This is a genomic window from Burkholderia sp. MSMB1072 (assembly GCF_001524725.1).
In the GTDB taxonomy this organism is placed as follows: domain Bacteria; phylum Pseudomonadota; class Gammaproteobacteria; order Burkholderiales; family Burkholderiaceae; genus Burkholderia.
Map to the genome: position 1 here is coordinate 1 of NZ_LOYC01000004.1, position 14,818 is coordinate 14,818.

Genomic DNA, 14,818 nt, shown 5'->3' on the forward strand with positions numbered 1-14,818 from the left:
GCGCTTCACTTCATTTGCCGTGATCAGCTTATGGCGGGACTTCCACCCGCAGGAATGCGCCCATGCTGGGCGCACACGAAAAAAAAGGCGCCCGAAGGCGCCTTTTTCGATGCTGCGAAGCGGGTTACCCCGCCCGTCACGCTTAGAAGCGGTGACGCAGACCAACCGTTGCTGCGGTTTGGTTGATCGACGAGCTCGGCAGGTTGTTGGCGAAGCTGTCGCCGTTGTAGATCGACGCGCCGATGCCGTTCTTCGCTGCACGCTGGTACACAGCTTGTGCGTAGACGTCCGTGCGCTTCGACAGTGCGTAGTCAGCTTGCAGACCGAACTGGTTCCAGTGCGTGCTGCCGTTGTTGATCTTCGCGTTCGTGTACGTGTAAGCAGCACCCAGGCCGAGAGCCGGCGTCAGGTTGTACTTTGCGTTGACTTCGTAGTTGTCGGTGCGCAGCGTGCCTGCAGCAACTGCGTTGTTGTCGAGACGCGCTTGCGTCCATGCAGCGCCGACTTGCGCCGGGCCGAATGCGTAACCAGCAGCAGCACCGTACGTACGGACGCGGCCTTGGCTAGCGATGCCACCGATTGCCGACGACGTCGCGCCGTTTGCGTTCGTACCGTCACCCAGGTTCGCTTGCGAGTATGCTGCACCCAGCTTCAGGCCTTGGAACTGGTACGACAGACCGCCGCTGTATGCACGGTTGTTGCCGAAGTTCGTGCTGTTCGAGAACGAGTACGTGCCGCCGAATTGCAGACCAGCGTAGTTAGCGCTCGTGTACTTGATCGTGTTGTTCTGCGCGACGTCGCCGTTCGTGCTCAGACGGTCGAGGTTCAGCGGGTGCGCGAAGTACGTGCCGCCCCACGAGCCCGTTGCCGTCAGCGGCGCCAGGTAGTCTTGTGTTGCGTCATACTGCTTACCCAGCGTGACCGTGCCGTACTGGCTCGACAGGCCAACGAAAGCCTGGCGGTTGAACATGCCGCCGTTGCCGTTTGCGAAGCGGCCGTTACCGATGTTGAAGCCGCTTTCCAACGTGAAGATTGCCTTCAGGCCGCCACCGAGGTCTTCCGAGCCGCGCAGGCCGAAACGGCTCTGGTCAATGCCCGAACCCATCGCCCAACGCGACTTGCCAGCTTGGCCGAGTGCCGGCTGGACGTTGCTCGTGTAGGTGATGCCTGCGTCCAGCACGCCGTACAGCGTGACGCTGCTTTGCGCGTGAGCGACGGTAGCGAACGATGCTGCAGCTGCTGCAACGATCAGAGTCTTGTTCATTCGTGGAGCTCCCTTCTAAAAAGAGGCAGGTCTCGCGACCTTGTTCATAAACGGTCTTCAACCGCCCGGGAGCGCCATCGGTCCTGCTGGCGGCGCCCGGATAGTTGCCCGTTTGGGAACCGTGAGTTTAGGGGTGTACCCTAGGGGAGCGATCCGCAAATAAAGAAATAAGCTTTTCCAGAACTAGAAATAATGAAAGTGGGGCCGCGTCATAAGTATTTGTTTTAACGTTTGTTTTTGACCTCTTGACGCCGGCTTTTTGGACGCTTTCATCGCACCATTCTTTCATGTCATCGGCTTGACGGTTGCATAGAAACAACAAACGGTTTCGGTTCGGCCCACCAAAAACGGTAATTATTACCTTATCAAATCTCAAATATTGGCCTTTCCGCATCTAAAACGTCCCCTCGGCACCCTAAACAGGGGCCGATACCTCTGCCACGGCGAGATTCCGTCAGCCGTTGGAAAGGAAACGCGGCTCGACCCCGCCGTGACACGCGGTAACAGCCTTAACCGGCCCCGTAACGCGGCGGGCAGACCGGCAGGCTAATGTAAGGCAGCCTCGTATACAGAACAGGAGCCGCCATGAATCGACGCTCGTTGCTGCGCGCCATCGGATTGACCGCCGCCTTCGTCGGCACCGGCTGGTTGCGCGCCGCCTCGGCCCAGCCTTCCCCGCCCGTGTATCGGCCCGCCGGCCCGAATCGCGTACCCGGCGGGCCGCCCTATGCAGACCGGCCGGGCTTCGCGCCGCCGGCGGCACGCCACGACCGTCGCCCGCCCCCGCCACGGCCGCATGGCTATATATGGACGGACGGCTATTGGCGCTGGCAGCGCGGCCGCTATATATGGGTTCCCGGTCGCTGGGTCGCGCGACGCCCCGGGCGCCGCTGGGTACCCGGCTACTGGCGCCGCCAAGGGTCGGTGTGGGTCTACGTCGACGGCTCGTGGCGGTGAGCAGCGGCTCGGCCCCAGCCGAAGGGCCGGAGCCGAGTCGCGCGCGAGAACCGACGCGGTCCACGCCACGCAATCGTGCGTTACGGCAGCCGCACTGCAGTCGACATATCGTCGGGTCGCCATTCCGGCGGCATCATTCCGATAACGAAGTCATACGATGGCGATGCGAATGCGTCCGGGGACGCTTCAACCCATCGAGATCGTCTACCGCACACCGCCGGTCAACGAACCGATGCGCGCACCGCGCCCAGCGCGCACCGCGCCCAGCGCGCGCCGGCCGTCCCGACCCGCGCAACCCGCGGGTCGCTCGCCCATCCCGTCCACGTATCGCCAGACAAGGAAAACGCTACATGTCATCGTCCCGCTCCCCCGTTCGCGCCGGTGCCGCATTCGTTTTGCTGGCCGCATCGACAGCTGCGCTGGCCGCCGGCCCCGCCGCACGCGACCTGGCCACCGAGGAAGCCAATCGCCGGCTCGTGCTGACGTTCTACGATCGCTTCTTCAACCGGCACGAAGCAGTCGAGGCCGCCGCCGTCGTCGCGGACGACTACAAACAGCACAACCCGTACGTGCCGGACGGCAAGCAACCGTTCGTGTCGTACTTCGTCGGAGCGTTCCAGAAGAACCCGGCATCGCGCGCGCGCATCGTCCGCAGCGCGGCCGACGGCGATCTCGTCTACCTGCACGTGCATGCGACCGAGCATCCGGGCGATCGCGGCGAAGCGGTGGTCGACATCTTCCGCGTGAAGAACGGCAAGATCGTCGAACACTGGGACGTGATTCAGCCGGTACCCGAAACGTCCGCGAACCAGAACACGATGTTCTGATGCACGACGCCGGACGCGACCGGCCGCCCCCTACGCCGGCCGAATCGACGCTGCTTCGCGATCTTCGACGGCAATCGGTTCGCCCGTTCGGTAGCGACGCTCGCGCAGTCCCGTGCGATCGAGACGTGCGTCTGCATTCGCAGCGCAGCACGTACGTCGCGCCAGGCCCGGGCGATCGGCGCGCGAACCGGCGCCGTCACGCGACGCCGAGCGCCAGCACCTGCTCTGTGGTCAGCACGTCGCCGAACGTATCCGACAATGCGGCCAGCGTCGCACGATGGAGGTCGCGGTGCGGCACCGTGCCGCCGTCCGCGACGTCGAGATCGCGCGTCGCGCAGGCATCGTCGACGACGATCACCGCATAGCCGAGCGGCACCGCATCGCGTGCCGCGCCGGCCACGCACGCATGCGTCATCAGGCCGGTGACGATCAGCGTGTCGATGCCGGCCGCCTTCAGCCTCGCATCGAGGTCCGTCGTCGGGAAGACGCTCACCGACGTTTTCTTCACGACCGCGTGAGCGGGCGCCGGCTGCAGGTCCGCATGAAAGCGGAAGCCGTCGCTGCCGTCGGCGAAGATCGGGCTGTCGGCCGACCCGACGTGCTGGATGTGGAACACCGGAATGCCCGCGCGGTCGGCGAACGCGATCACGCGCCGCGCATTGCCCAGCGCACGCGGCCCGTCCGGAATCGGCAGACGGCCGCTGAAGTATTCGTTCTGGAAATCGATCACCAGCAGCGCGGTGCGGGCGGCGGCGATCGACGTCGGTGCGCTCGCGCCGGCCAGGGTACGGATAGTCGGATGTTGCATGGAATGCCCTCTCGGTTGACACATTGGCGGAACGGCGCGCCGGGCCTTGCGGCGTCGCCGGACGCGGCCCGGAACCTTCCCCGGCCACGACGCGCCAGTGTCGGGCCGCGCGGCGCGGCGCGACAGCGGCGCGCGGGACAACGTCCGACAGAATTGGGCCAACGTGCGCGAGCGCCGCCTACGACAGCACGGCCGTTCGCGCGCCCGACCGCGTACGGCCGTAAGCGACCATCATCGCGAAGCTGAGCAGGAAACCCGCGCCGCCGATCAGCAGCAGGCCGATTTCGCCGAATACGGGCAGCAGGTTCGTCAGCGCCCCCGTCACGACCCACGCGACCGCCATCACCGAGCCCGCGACGCCGAGCGCCCAACCCTGCCGATCGTCGCTGACGGCATCGGAAAACGCGGTATACATCGTCGTGTACGCAACCATGTCGAAACAGCCGACGACCATCGCGAGCGCCCACAGCACCGGTTCATGCGGAAACAACGCGGACAGGATCTGGCCGAGGCCGGCCACCAGCAGGCCCGTCTTCGCGATCTCGATCACGCGCCACACGCGCAGCATCAGCCGCACGACGCACAACAGGCCGAACACGAAGCAGATGCCGATCACGCCGCTGAACAGCCCGAGCCGCGCGCTCGTATAGCCGAATTTCGCCTGCAACAGCAGCATGATGGTCTGCAGGTAGAGCCCGTAGCCGACCTGCATCAGGAAGAACACCACCGACAGGAACGCGACGTTGCGCTGGCGCGCGGCCTCCCGGATGATCCGCAACGGCAGCAGCGGATCGATGCGCGTATCGCCGCGCGGCGCGGCGCAATCGCGATACGACGCCCAGGTCCAGCACGCGCAGATCAGCGACAGCGCCGCGACCAGCACGAACGGCGTGCCGTAGTCGAACAGCGGCGAGATCGTCCGGTCGGACGCGACGCCGCCGAGCACCGGGCCGACAATCACGCCCGCGCTGAACGCAAGCGACATGATGCTCATGTCGTACGCCTTCGTATCGGGCGTGCCGAGATCGGCGACGGCCGCCTGCGCGATGCCCTGGCAACCGGCCATCAGGCCGGTGAGCCCGCGGCCGGCGAGCAGCAGCGCGACGCTGCCCAGCCACGCACCGCCCGCCATCGTGGCGTAGCCGACCGCGAGGCCCAGCACGCACAGCAGCAGGATCCGACGGCGGCCGTAGCGATCGGACAGCTCACCCATCAGCGACGAGCCGAAGAACATGCACAGCGGGTAGATTCCGTAGCCGAGACCGAGATAGAAATTGCGCGCGTGTGCACTGGCGTCGGCCGGCAGGATGCCCGCGTGCGGATCGCTGAAGATGGCGGACATCATCGGATAAACAAGCCCGAACCCCATCGCGTCGAGCGCGATGGCGAGCAGGCAGGGGCCGAGCAGTTTGTAGTCGAACCGGGACATGGCGACCTTCCGGACAGAGTGAATGATCGCCCAAGCGTAATGACCGGGCGGCGGCCGCGGTAGGCCGCCGCCGGCGATGCTAAGCATCGGTTCGCGCGATACCCCGCATGCGACCCGCGCCGATGGCTCGTCGTCCCGGCCGTGCGGCCGCGACTTGGCGCACGGCGGCCCGCCCCGAAGCAGCCGGCTGCGCGACCACGCACCGCGCGCCGTCGTGCATGAACATGCTGAAGAGGAATCCGAACGACCCTGCGAACGGCACGTACCACGCGAGGGGCGACGGGCGACCCGCTCGCACGCGTCGACCACGTGACGCCCAACGTCGTGACGCGGTGGGCGACATCTTCTCGCCGACCAACCTCGTATCGGGCAGCGTCGGCTGCTCGCTGCTGCCCGGCCATGCGCGCGAGCTGTTCGCGCACCGGATCGCGCTCGCGTCGCTCGCGGGAGCAACGACCCGTCAGACCTTCGGCCTGCGCGCTTCCCGCATCGCCGCGAGCGAGACCCGCCCCCTGCTCGCACTACTTCCCCGACCGAGCGAGCGGACCTTGCACGCCCTGCCCCGCGCCCGACGGCCAGCCGCCCGCGAGCGCCTTGTACAGCGCGACCGCCGATGCCGCGCTGCGCATCCGCCCGTCGGCCGCCGCGTCCTGCGCCTGCAGCAGCGTCCGCTGCGCGTCGAGCACTTCGTAGTAGTCGATCGCGCCTGCCGAGAAACGCGCCTGCGCAAGCTGCGCAGCGCGTGCGCTGTCGTCGGCCGCGCGCACGAGGTGCGCGGTCTCGTCACGCGTGCGGGCGACACGCAGCAGCGCGTTCTCGGTTTCCTCCAGCGCGCCGAGTACGGTCTGCCGATACTGCGCAAGCTGGCCGGCCGCTTCCGCGTCGCTCGCCGCGATCCGCGCACGCACGCGGCCGATGTCGAGGAACGACCAGTCGATGCCGAGCGCGATCAGGTTCGTGTCGCTGCCCGCGCGGAAGAACCCGTAGCTGCTCGTCGCGCTGCCGAGCAACCCGGACAGCGTGAAGCGCGGGAACAGGTCGGCGGTCGCGACGCCGACGCGGGCGGTCGCCGCATGCAGCCGCGCCTCGGCGGCCGCGACATCGGGGCGGCGGCGCAGTAGGTCGCCCGGCGTGCCGGGATCGATGTCGGCCGCGAGCGCCGGCAGCGGGACCGGCGTGCCCGTCGGCGCGGCCACCTTCGGCAGGTCGAACCGGCCGATCAGTGCATCCGGCGTCTGCCCGGTCAACACCGCGAGCCGGTGCTCGTCGACGCCGATCGCGGCTTCGTACACGGCGATCCGCGATGTCGTCGATTCGTACTGCGCGCGTGCGCGCGCCGCATCGAGGTCGGAGCCTCGCCCCGCGCCGACGCGCGCATTGATCAGGGCGAGCGTCTGCTTCTGGTTGTCGGCATTCTCGCGAGCGATCCGCAACCGCTCCTGCGAGCCGCGCAGATCGACGTACGTGCTCGCGACCTCCGCCGCGATCGCGACGCGCACCGCGCGCACGTCCGCGGCGCTCGCCGCCGTTTCCGCGCGCTGCGACTCGATCGAGCGGCGTACGCGGCCGAACAGGTCGAGTTCCCACGCGGCATTGATGCCGACGCTCGACGTCGGCGTGTCGCGCTGGCTGCGCGGCGCGCCGAACGCCTGGTCCTTGCTCATCAATTGATGGCCGATCCGGCCGCTCGCGGTGATCGTCGGATAGCGGTCGAACGTTGCCTGAGACAGCAGCGCATTCGACGCGTCGTAACGCGACACCGCGACCTGCAGGTCCTGGTTCGCCGCGAGCGCCGCATCGATCAACTGCGTCAGCACCGGCTCGCCGAACCCGCGCCAGAACGTGGCATCGGCGTCGGCCGACGCGTCGGGCGGCATATCGGACCCTGTCTGGACCGTCGCCGCGTCGCGCTGCGTCGCAGGACGGTCGTCGCGCGCGAACCGCGCGGCCGTGATCGTATCGGGCCGTTCGAAATCGGGGCCGACCGCGCAGGCAGCGAGCGTCACCGACATCGCCAGCGCGGAAAGACGGAAAGCGGCGCTCATCGGTTTTCTCCTTCGAGGGTGCCGTGCTGTTCGCGCCAGACGGCCGGCGTGCCGCCCGCGAGCTTGCGGATCGCCACGTAGAACACGGGGGTCAGGAACAGCCCGAACAGCGTGACGCCCAGCATCCCGGCGAACACGGTGACGCCGGTGGCCGCCCGCACCTCGCTGCCCGCGCCGCTGCCGATCAGCAGCGGCACCGAGCCCGCGATGAACGCGACCGACGTCATCACGATCGGACGCAGCCGCAGCCTGCACGCTTCGAGCGCCGCTTCGACCGCGCCCTTGCCCTGGATCTCGAGCTCGCGCGCGAATTCGACGATCAGGATTGCGTTCTTGCACGCCAGCCCCATCAGCACGACCAGGCCGACCTGCACGAACACGTTGTTGTCGCCGCCGGACAGCCACACGCCGAACAGCGCCGCGCACATGCACACGGGCACGATCAGGATCACCGCGAGCGGCAGCGTCCAGCTCTCGTACAGCGACGCGAGCACTAGGAACACCAGCATCACGGCCAGCGGGAATACGACGATCGCCGCGTTGCGCTGCGTGACCTGCTGGTAGCTGAGGTCGGTCCATTCCAGCGCGATGCCCGGCGGCAGCACGTCCTTCGCGATCTGCTGCAGCTTCGCGATCGCCTGCGACGACGACATCGTCTTCGGATCGGCGTCGCCGATCAGGTCGGCGGCCGGATAACCGTTGTAGCGGACGACCGGGTCGGGACCGTACGCGGGTCCGACCGTCACCATCGAGCCGATCGGCACCATCTCGCCCTTCGCGTTGCGCGTGCGCAGGTTCGCGATGTCGGCGGCCGTCTGCCGGTGGCCGGCATCCGCTTGCGCCATCACGCGATACACGCGGCCGAACACGTTGAAATCGTTCACGTACATCGAACCGAGATAGACCTGCAACGTATTGAACAGATCGGTCAGCGCGACGCCCTGCGCCTTCGCCTTGAGCCGGTCGACCTTCACCTCGAGCTGCGGGATGTTCGCCTGGTACGAGCTGACGGGATAGCTCATCCCCGGCGTCTTCGCGACTGCGGCCTGAAACGCGCCGAGCGCCTTCTGCAATTCGCCGTAGCCGAGCCCGCCGCGATCCTCCAGGTACAGCGAGTAGCCGGAGCCGTTGCCGAGCCCCTGGATCGGCGGCGGCATCAGCGCATAGGTGATGCCGCCGCCGATCGCCGCGAAACGCGCGTTCAGGTCCGCGTTGATTTGCGCGGCGCTGCGACGACGCCGGTCGAACGGCTTCAGGATCACGTACGAGTTCGTGATGTTCGGCGTGTTCACGCCCTGCAACGCGTTCAGCCCGGCGAACGCCGGCACCATCTCGACGCCGTCGGTGCCGAGCGCGATCTTCGTCATCTGCTCGGTCACCGCGCTGGTGCGCGCGAGCGACGCGCCTTCCGGCAGCTTCGCGCCCGCGAACAGGTACAGCTTGTCCTGCACCGGGATGAAGCCGCCCGGCACCGCGTCGAACAGCAGCGCGGTCGCCGCGAGCAGCGCCGCATAGACCGCGAACACCGCGCCGCGCCGCTTCAGCGTGCGGCCGACGACGCCGTGGTAACGGTCGGAGCTGCGTTCGAAGAACCGGTTGAACGGACGGAACAGCCAGCCGAATGCGCGATCGAGCGCACGCGTCAGCGCATCCTTCGGCGCGCCGTGCGGACGCAGCAGCTTCGCGGCGAGCGCGGGCGACAGCGTCAACGAGTTGATCGCGGAGATCACCGTCGAGATCGCGATCGTTACCGCGAACTGCTTGTAGAACTGGCCGGTCACGCCCGACATGAAAGCCATCGGCACGAACACCGCGCACAGCACGAGTGCGATCGCGACGATCGGCCCCGACACCTCGCGCATCGCCTGGTGTGCGGCGTCGCGCGGGCTCAGCCCACGGGCGATGTTGCGCTCGACGTTCTCGACGACGACGATCGCATCGTCGACGACGATCCCGATCGCGAGCACGAGCCCGAACAGCGTCAGCGTGTTGATCGAATAGCCGAGCAGGTAGAGCCATGCGAACGTGCCGACCACCGACACCGGCACCGCGACGAGCGGAATGATCGACGCGCGCCACGTTTGCAGGAACAGGATCACGACCAGCACGACCAGCACGACGGCCTCGATCAGCGTGTGCTGCACCGCGCGGATCGATTCGCGCACGAATACCGTCGGGTCCCACACGGGGCGGTATGCGACGCCGGGCGGGAAGCGCTTCGACAGCTCGTCGAGCTTCGCATACACGGCCTTCGCGACGTCGAGCGCGTTCGCGCCCGGCGACAGGAAGATGCCGACCACGGCCGAATGCCTGTCGTTGAAATACGAACGCAGCGTGTAGTCGCCCGCGCCGAGCTCGATGCGGGCGACGTCGGACAGCTTCACGACCTGGCCGTCGTCGCCGTTGCGCAGCACGATGTCGCCGAATTCCTGCACCGTGCGCAGGCGGCCGCGCACGTTGATCGACACGAGGAAGTCGTTTTTCTTCGGCGACGGCTCCGCGCCGAGCTGACCTGCCGACACCTGCACGTTCTGCTCGCGCACGGCCGCGATCACGTCGCTCGCGGTCAAGCCGCGCGACGCGAGCCGGTTCGGGTCGAGCCACAGCCGCATCGCGTAATCGCCGGAGCCGTACACGCCGACGTCGCCGATGCCGGTGAGCCGCGACAGTTCGTCCTTCACGTGCAGCGTCAGGTAGTTGCGCAGGTACAGCGAATCGCGGCTGTTGTCCGGCGAATAGAGGCTCACGTACATCAGCGGCGTCGGCGACTGCTTCTGCGTGGTCACGCCGTACTGGCGCACCTCGTCGGGCAGGCGCGACAGCGCCTGGCTCACGCGGTTCTGCACGCGCACGGCGGCCGTGTCGGGGTCGACGCCTTGCAGGAATGTGACGACGACCTGCAGGCTGCCGTCCGAACCGGCGACCGACTTCATGTACATGATGCCTTCGACGCCGTTGATCGCCTCTTCCAGCGGCTCGGCCACCGACTCGGCGATTTCCTTCGGGTTCGCGCCCGGGTACGTTGCACGCACGACGACGCTCGGCGGCACGACTTCCGGATATTCGCCGGCCGGCAGCATCGGGATCGAGATCAGGCCGATCGCGAAGATGACGATCGACAGCACGACCGCGAAGATCGGCCGGTCGATGAAGAATCGGGAGAAATCCATCGTATCGCTCCCGTCATTGCGCGGCAGGCGTGCCGGCATCGGCGACCGCCTGCGTCGCGCTGCCCGCATCGGCGCGCGCGGGCAGCGCCTTCGGCTTCACCTGCGCGCCCGGATAGTAGATGCGCTGCACGCCGTCGACGACCACGCGGTCGCCCGCCTGCAGCCCCTTCTCGACGATCCGCTCGCCGTCGAGTTCGCGGCCGATCGTCACGTCGCGGCGCAGCGCCTTGTCGCCCGCGCCGATCACGTACACGTACTTGCGGTCCTGGTCGGTCAGCACGGCCTTGTCGTCGACCAGCAATGCGCTCTGGTCGCGGCCGCTGACGAGTTGCACGCGCGCATACAGGCCCGGCGTAAACGCATGGTCCGCATTCGGCAGCCGCACGCGTGCGCGGATCGTGCCGGTCTGCGGATCGAGCCGGTTGTCGAGGAAATCGACGGTGCCCGCATGCGGGAAGCCCGTCTCGTTCGCGAGGCCGATGCGCACCGGATCGGCGCCGATCGCGCGATGTTTCGGGTCGGCGCGCCGCGCGTTGTAGCGCAGGTAGCTCTGCTCGTCGCAATCGAAATATACGTAGACCGGATCCTGCGACACGACGGTCGTCAGCAGCGTGTCGTCCGCACGCGCGAGATTGCCGACGGTCGCGACCGCGCGGCCGACGCGGCCGGCGATCGGCGCGCGCACTTCGGTGAAACCGAGATTGAGCTTCGCGTCGGCAACGGCCGCATCGGCCGCCTGCAGATCGGCGCGTGCCTGTTCGGCAGTCGCGCGCGCGTTGTCGAGTTCTTCCTGCGACGTCGCATGCGCATCGATCAGCGTCTGCACGCGCTTGAGCTGCACGTTCGCGAGGCTCGCGGCCGCACGGGCGCGCTGCTGCTGCGCATTCGCACGGTCGAGCGCGATCCGGTACGGGCGCGGATCGATCTCGAACAGCAGCGCGCCCTGCGCGACCACGTCGCCTTCCTTGTACGCGACACGCTGCAGATAGCCGCTCACGCGCGGCCGCAGCTCGACCGCGTCGACCGCTTCGACGCGTCCGTTGAATTCGTCCGCGAGGCGGACGGTGCGCGGCGCGACGGTGGCGACGCCGACTTCGGGAAGAGGATGGGCCGACGATGCGCCTTTGCCGTCGTGACAACCCGACAACGCCAGCAACAGGGCACAGGCTGCGCCCAAAGGCGACGTCCTGCGTAGGGAAAAGGAGAACATGATGCCTCGCGACGGGTTAAACTGCCGCGTAGCATAAAAGTTCAAGTTAACTTCAAGTCAAGCTTTTCCGGAGGGTGTCATGGGTATCCAGGAAACCCCGCAATGGCCGCTGATGTCGATCCGCGAAGTGGCCGCGCGCAGCGGCGTGCCGGCGTCGACGCTGCGCTTCTACGAGATGCGCGGGTTGATCAAGTCGCACCGCAACGGCTCGAGTCATCGCCACTATTCGCGCGCGGTGCTGCGGCTGATCGCGTTCATCGTGTTCGCGCAGAAGATCGGCTATTCGCTCGACGAAATCGCCGAACAGCTCGTCAGCCTGCCCGAGGACACCGCGCCGAGCAACAAGGACTGGCAGCGGCTGTCGCGCGGCTGGAAGCAGCGCGTCGCAAGCCGGATCGAGGAGCTGCAGCGGCTCTACATCAATCTCGACGAATGCATCGGCTGCGGCTGCCTGTCGCTGAAACGCTGCAAGCTGACCAACCCGGACGACCGCGCGGGCCGCAACGGGCCCGGCGCGCGACGCTGGCTCGGCGACAAGCCGCCGACCGACTCCGAATGACGCGCAGGCCGCGCGCGTCCTGCATCACCCGACGCGCCAGCCGCCGTTCACCGCGATCGTCGCGCCCGTGACGAACGACGCGCGCGGCCCGGCGAGCCACGCGACCGCATCGGCGATGTCGTCCGGCTGCCCGGCGCGGCCGACCGGCGTCTGCTCGCGGATCGTCGCCGCGACGGCCGGCGCGACCCCGCTGTCGCCGAAGAAACGCGTATCGGCGACATAGCCGGGCGCGACCGTGTTGACCGTCGCCCCGCGCGGCCCGAGTTCGCGCGCCAGCGCGACGGTGAAGCCTTCGACGCCGGCCTTCGCGGCCGCATACGCGAGGCCGCCCGGCAACAGGCTGCCGGCACGCGCCGCGATCGAGCCGATGTTGACGATTCGCGCGGCATGGTCGGCCAGGTGCGGCAGCACGGCCATCGTCGTCAGAAACAGGCTTTTCAGGTTCGCATGGAGCACCGCGTCCCATACGGCCTCGGCTTCCCCCGCTTCGGTATCCGCGCCGACGCGCCCGGTCAGCCCCGCGTTGTTGACCAGCACGTCGATGCGCGGCCATCGCGCGACGATCGCGTCGACGGCCGCCTGCGCGTCGCGCCGCACGCCCAGGTCGCCGGCCTGCCCGATCGCCGCGCTGCCCAGACGCTCGACGGCCGCCTTCAGCCGCGCCACGTCGCGCCCGACGATCGCGACGCGATACCCGTCCTCCACCAGCCGGCGCGCGATCGCGAAGCCGATCCCGCTCGATCCGCCCGTGACGATCGCCGTGCGTTGTCGTTCGTTGCCCGTCATGACCTGCCCTCCTTTCCTCGGTGTTGACGATTGGTGACGTTTGCAGTGTGGGCAACGGACGGCGATAGGTAAAATACGAATTCGATGACATATTGATACGCAAAAGGTATCGCCATGATCGATCTGCGGCAGTTCCGGCAATTCATCGCGGTCGCCGAAACGCTCAGCTTCCGGCGCGCTGCCGAGCGGCTGCACATGGCCCAGCCGCCGCTCAGCGCGGCGATCCGCAAGCTCGAGGACGAACTGGGCGTCGCCTTGCTCGACCGCGACACGCGCGGCTCGCGGCTCACGCCTGCCGGCGAAGCATTCCTGCTCGAAGCGCGGCGCGCGCTCGAACAGGCCGAGCGCGCGGTGGCCGCGGCGCGCCGCGCGGGCGCCGGCCTCGGCGGCACGCTGCGGCTGCGCTTCGTCGACAGCACGGTCAATGCGCTGTTGCCGCTGATCCTGCGCGCGTTCCAGGAACGGCATCCGGGCGTCGATTTCCAGCTCGAGGAAGGCACGACGGCCGAGCAGGTGCTCGCGCTGCGTCACGATCGCACGGACGTCGGCCTCGTCGTGCTGCCGGTGGCCGATGCCGGCGACGTGCGTATCGAACCGCTGCTGCGCGACCGGATGGTGGCCGCGCTGCCCGACGGCCACCGGCTCGCGCGCCGCCGCCGCATCGCGCTGGCCGAGCTGGCGGACGAACCGTGGGTCATGTTTGCCGCGCACCACGGGCCCGGCATGCATGCGCTGATCGTGACGGCATGCGCGCAGGCCGGCTTCGCGCCGCGCGTGATCCAGCAACCGCGCCAGATGCAGACGACGGCCGGGCTCGTCGCGGGCGGCATCGGCATCGCGCTGATGCCGCGCCTGTTCGTGCCGATGCAGCCGCAAGGCATTACGTTCTGCGAACTGAAGGATGCGGGCAGCCCGCTCGCGTACGAACTGGCGCTCGCATACCGTACGCCGTCGCCGCTCGTCGATGCGCTGCGCGAGAGCGCGCGCGAGGCGGTGCGCGAACTGGGGCTGGTCGCCGCGACGTGACCGCGCGCATCGCGCGCGGCGCTCAGTCGCCGAGGAAGTTGAGCGCGACGCCGAGCACGGCCTGCCGGAATGCCTCCGGCCGCGTCGGCAGCGACGTGAACTCCAGCATCATGTGGCGGTACGACACCGTCATGCCCACGGCGCTCGCGATCATGAAGAACAGCACGTTCGGATCGACCGGACGGATCGCGCCGGCCTCGACCGCATCCGCCAAGAGCGGCAACATCGCGTCGTGATACGGGCGCACGATTCGCTCCTGCAGCCGATCGAGCCGCCCGCCCTCCTCGGTCGCCGCCGTCGAGAAGAACATGCCGATATCCGGCTCCGCGAACTCGTGATCGACGCACAGCTCGAGCGCGCGCCGCACGCGGTCGCGGTGCGGCAGCGACGACGTGCGCAGCGCGCGCAGCGCGTCGAACATCGGTTCGGCCAACTCGACGATCTGCTCGACGACCGCCAGCCACAACGTTTCCTTCGTGCCGAAGTGATGGGCGATCAGCGCCGCGTCGATGCCCAGCTCGCGCGCGACTTCGCGCACGCTCGTCGCGTCGTAGCCGCGCTTCGCGAACGTGCGGCGCGCGGCCCGCAATATCACGTCCGGGCCGACGGACGCATCCGCCAGCGGCCGTCCGCGCGTACGCCGCTTCGACGGCGCGCGCTCAGTGACTTCTGCCACGTTTTTCCTGCTCCTTGAACGATTCGAATGCCCGTGCCCGGTACCCGGTTTCACGTACCGG

Annotated in this window: 12 protein-coding genes; 4 read left to right on the forward strand and 8 right to left on the reverse strand. The window is 68.0% G+C overall.

Features of this window, described 5'->3' with window-relative positions; all coding sequences use genetic code 11:
- Positions 1-142: 142 nt before the first annotated feature.
- On the reverse strand, positions 143-1,264 hold the full coding sequence (locus WS89_RS00345) for a porin (RefSeq protein ID WP_059500186.1): 1,122 nt from the start codon (positions 1,262-1,264) through the stop codon (positions 143-145).
- Positions 1,265-1,849: 585 nt separating this feature from the next.
- Between WS89_RS00345 and WS89_RS31505 the strand changes: the two genes are divergently transcribed.
- Positions 1,850-2,221 carry a YXWGXW repeat-containing protein gene (locus WS89_RS31505; protein WP_082741733.1) on the forward strand — a complete coding sequence of 124 codons (372 nt, stop codon included), beginning with the start codon at positions 1,850-1,852 and terminating at the stop codon, positions 2,219-2,221.
- Positions 2,222-2,571: 350 nt separating this feature from the next.
- Positions 2,572-3,048, forward strand: a complete 477-nt coding sequence (locus tag WS89_RS00350; RefSeq protein WP_059500185.1) for a nuclear transport factor 2 family protein — start codon at positions 2,572-2,574, stop codon at positions 3,046-3,048.
- A gap of 196 nt (positions 3,049-3,244) precedes the next feature.
- Here WS89_RS00350 and WS89_RS00355 read toward each other — a convergent pair whose 3' ends face one another.
- From WS89_RS00355 to WS89_RS00375, 5 genes are all read right to left on the reverse strand, one after another.
- Positions 3,245-3,856, reverse strand: coding sequence for a cysteine hydrolase family protein (locus WS89_RS00355; RefSeq protein WP_059789099.1), 612 nt, complete (start codon positions 3,854-3,856; stop codon positions 3,245-3,247).
- Between the two features lie 178 nt (positions 3,857-4,034).
- Entirely contained in the window at positions 4,035-5,285 is a 1,251-nt protein-coding gene (locus tag WS89_RS00360; RefSeq protein ID WP_059789100.1) for an MFS transporter, read from the reverse strand.
- Between the two features lie 521 nt (positions 5,286-5,806).
- Positions 5,807-7,330 (reverse strand): efflux transporter outer membrane subunit, encoded by a 1,524-nt coding sequence (locus tag WS89_RS00365; RefSeq protein WP_059789101.1) that lies wholly within the window; start codon positions 7,328-7,330, stop codon positions 5,807-5,809.
- Complete coding sequence (locus WS89_RS00370; RefSeq protein ID WP_059789238.1) at positions 7,327-10,500, reverse strand: efflux RND transporter permease subunit; 3,174 nt, start codon at positions 10,498-10,500, stop codon at positions 7,327-7,329. Before WS89_RS00370 ends, WS89_RS00365 begins: the two co-directional genes overlap by 4 nt.
- 13 nt (positions 10,501-10,513) lie before the next feature.
- Positions 10,514-11,710: an efflux RND transporter periplasmic adaptor subunit gene (locus tag WS89_RS00375; protein WP_059789102.1), complete on the reverse strand. Its 1,197-nt coding sequence runs from the start codon at positions 11,708-11,710 to the stop codon at positions 10,514-10,516.
- 79 nt (positions 11,711-11,789) lie between these two features.
- Between WS89_RS00375 and soxR the strand changes: the two genes are divergently transcribed.
- Positions 11,790-12,269: a redox-sensitive transcriptional activator SoxR gene (soxR, locus tag WS89_RS00380; protein WP_034204522.1), complete on the forward strand. Its 480-nt coding sequence runs from the start codon at positions 11,790-11,792 to the stop codon at positions 12,267-12,269.
- Between the two features lie 24 nt (positions 12,270-12,293).
- Here soxR and WS89_RS00385 read toward each other — a convergent pair whose 3' ends face one another.
- A complete protein-coding gene (locus WS89_RS00385) occupies positions 12,294-13,055 on the reverse strand; it encodes an SDR family NAD(P)-dependent oxidoreductase (RefSeq protein ID WP_059789103.1) in 762 nt (253 codons plus the stop codon).
- A 114-nt stretch (positions 13,056-13,169) separates the two neighbouring features.
- On the opposite strand from WS89_RS00385, the gene WS89_RS00390 reads away from it, so the two are divergent.
- Positions 13,170-14,081 carry a LysR family transcriptional regulator gene (locus WS89_RS00390; protein WP_059789104.1) on the forward strand — a complete coding sequence of 304 codons (912 nt, stop codon included), beginning with the start codon at positions 13,170-13,172 and terminating at the stop codon, positions 14,079-14,081.
- 22 nt (positions 14,082-14,103) lie between these two features.
- Here the strand turns inward: WS89_RS00390 and WS89_RS00395 are convergent, their stop codons facing one another.
- Entirely contained in the window at positions 14,104-14,757 is a 654-nt protein-coding gene (locus tag WS89_RS00395; protein WP_059500177.1) for a TetR/AcrR family transcriptional regulator, read from the reverse strand.
- Between the last annotated feature and the right edge of the window lie 61 nt (positions 14,758-14,818).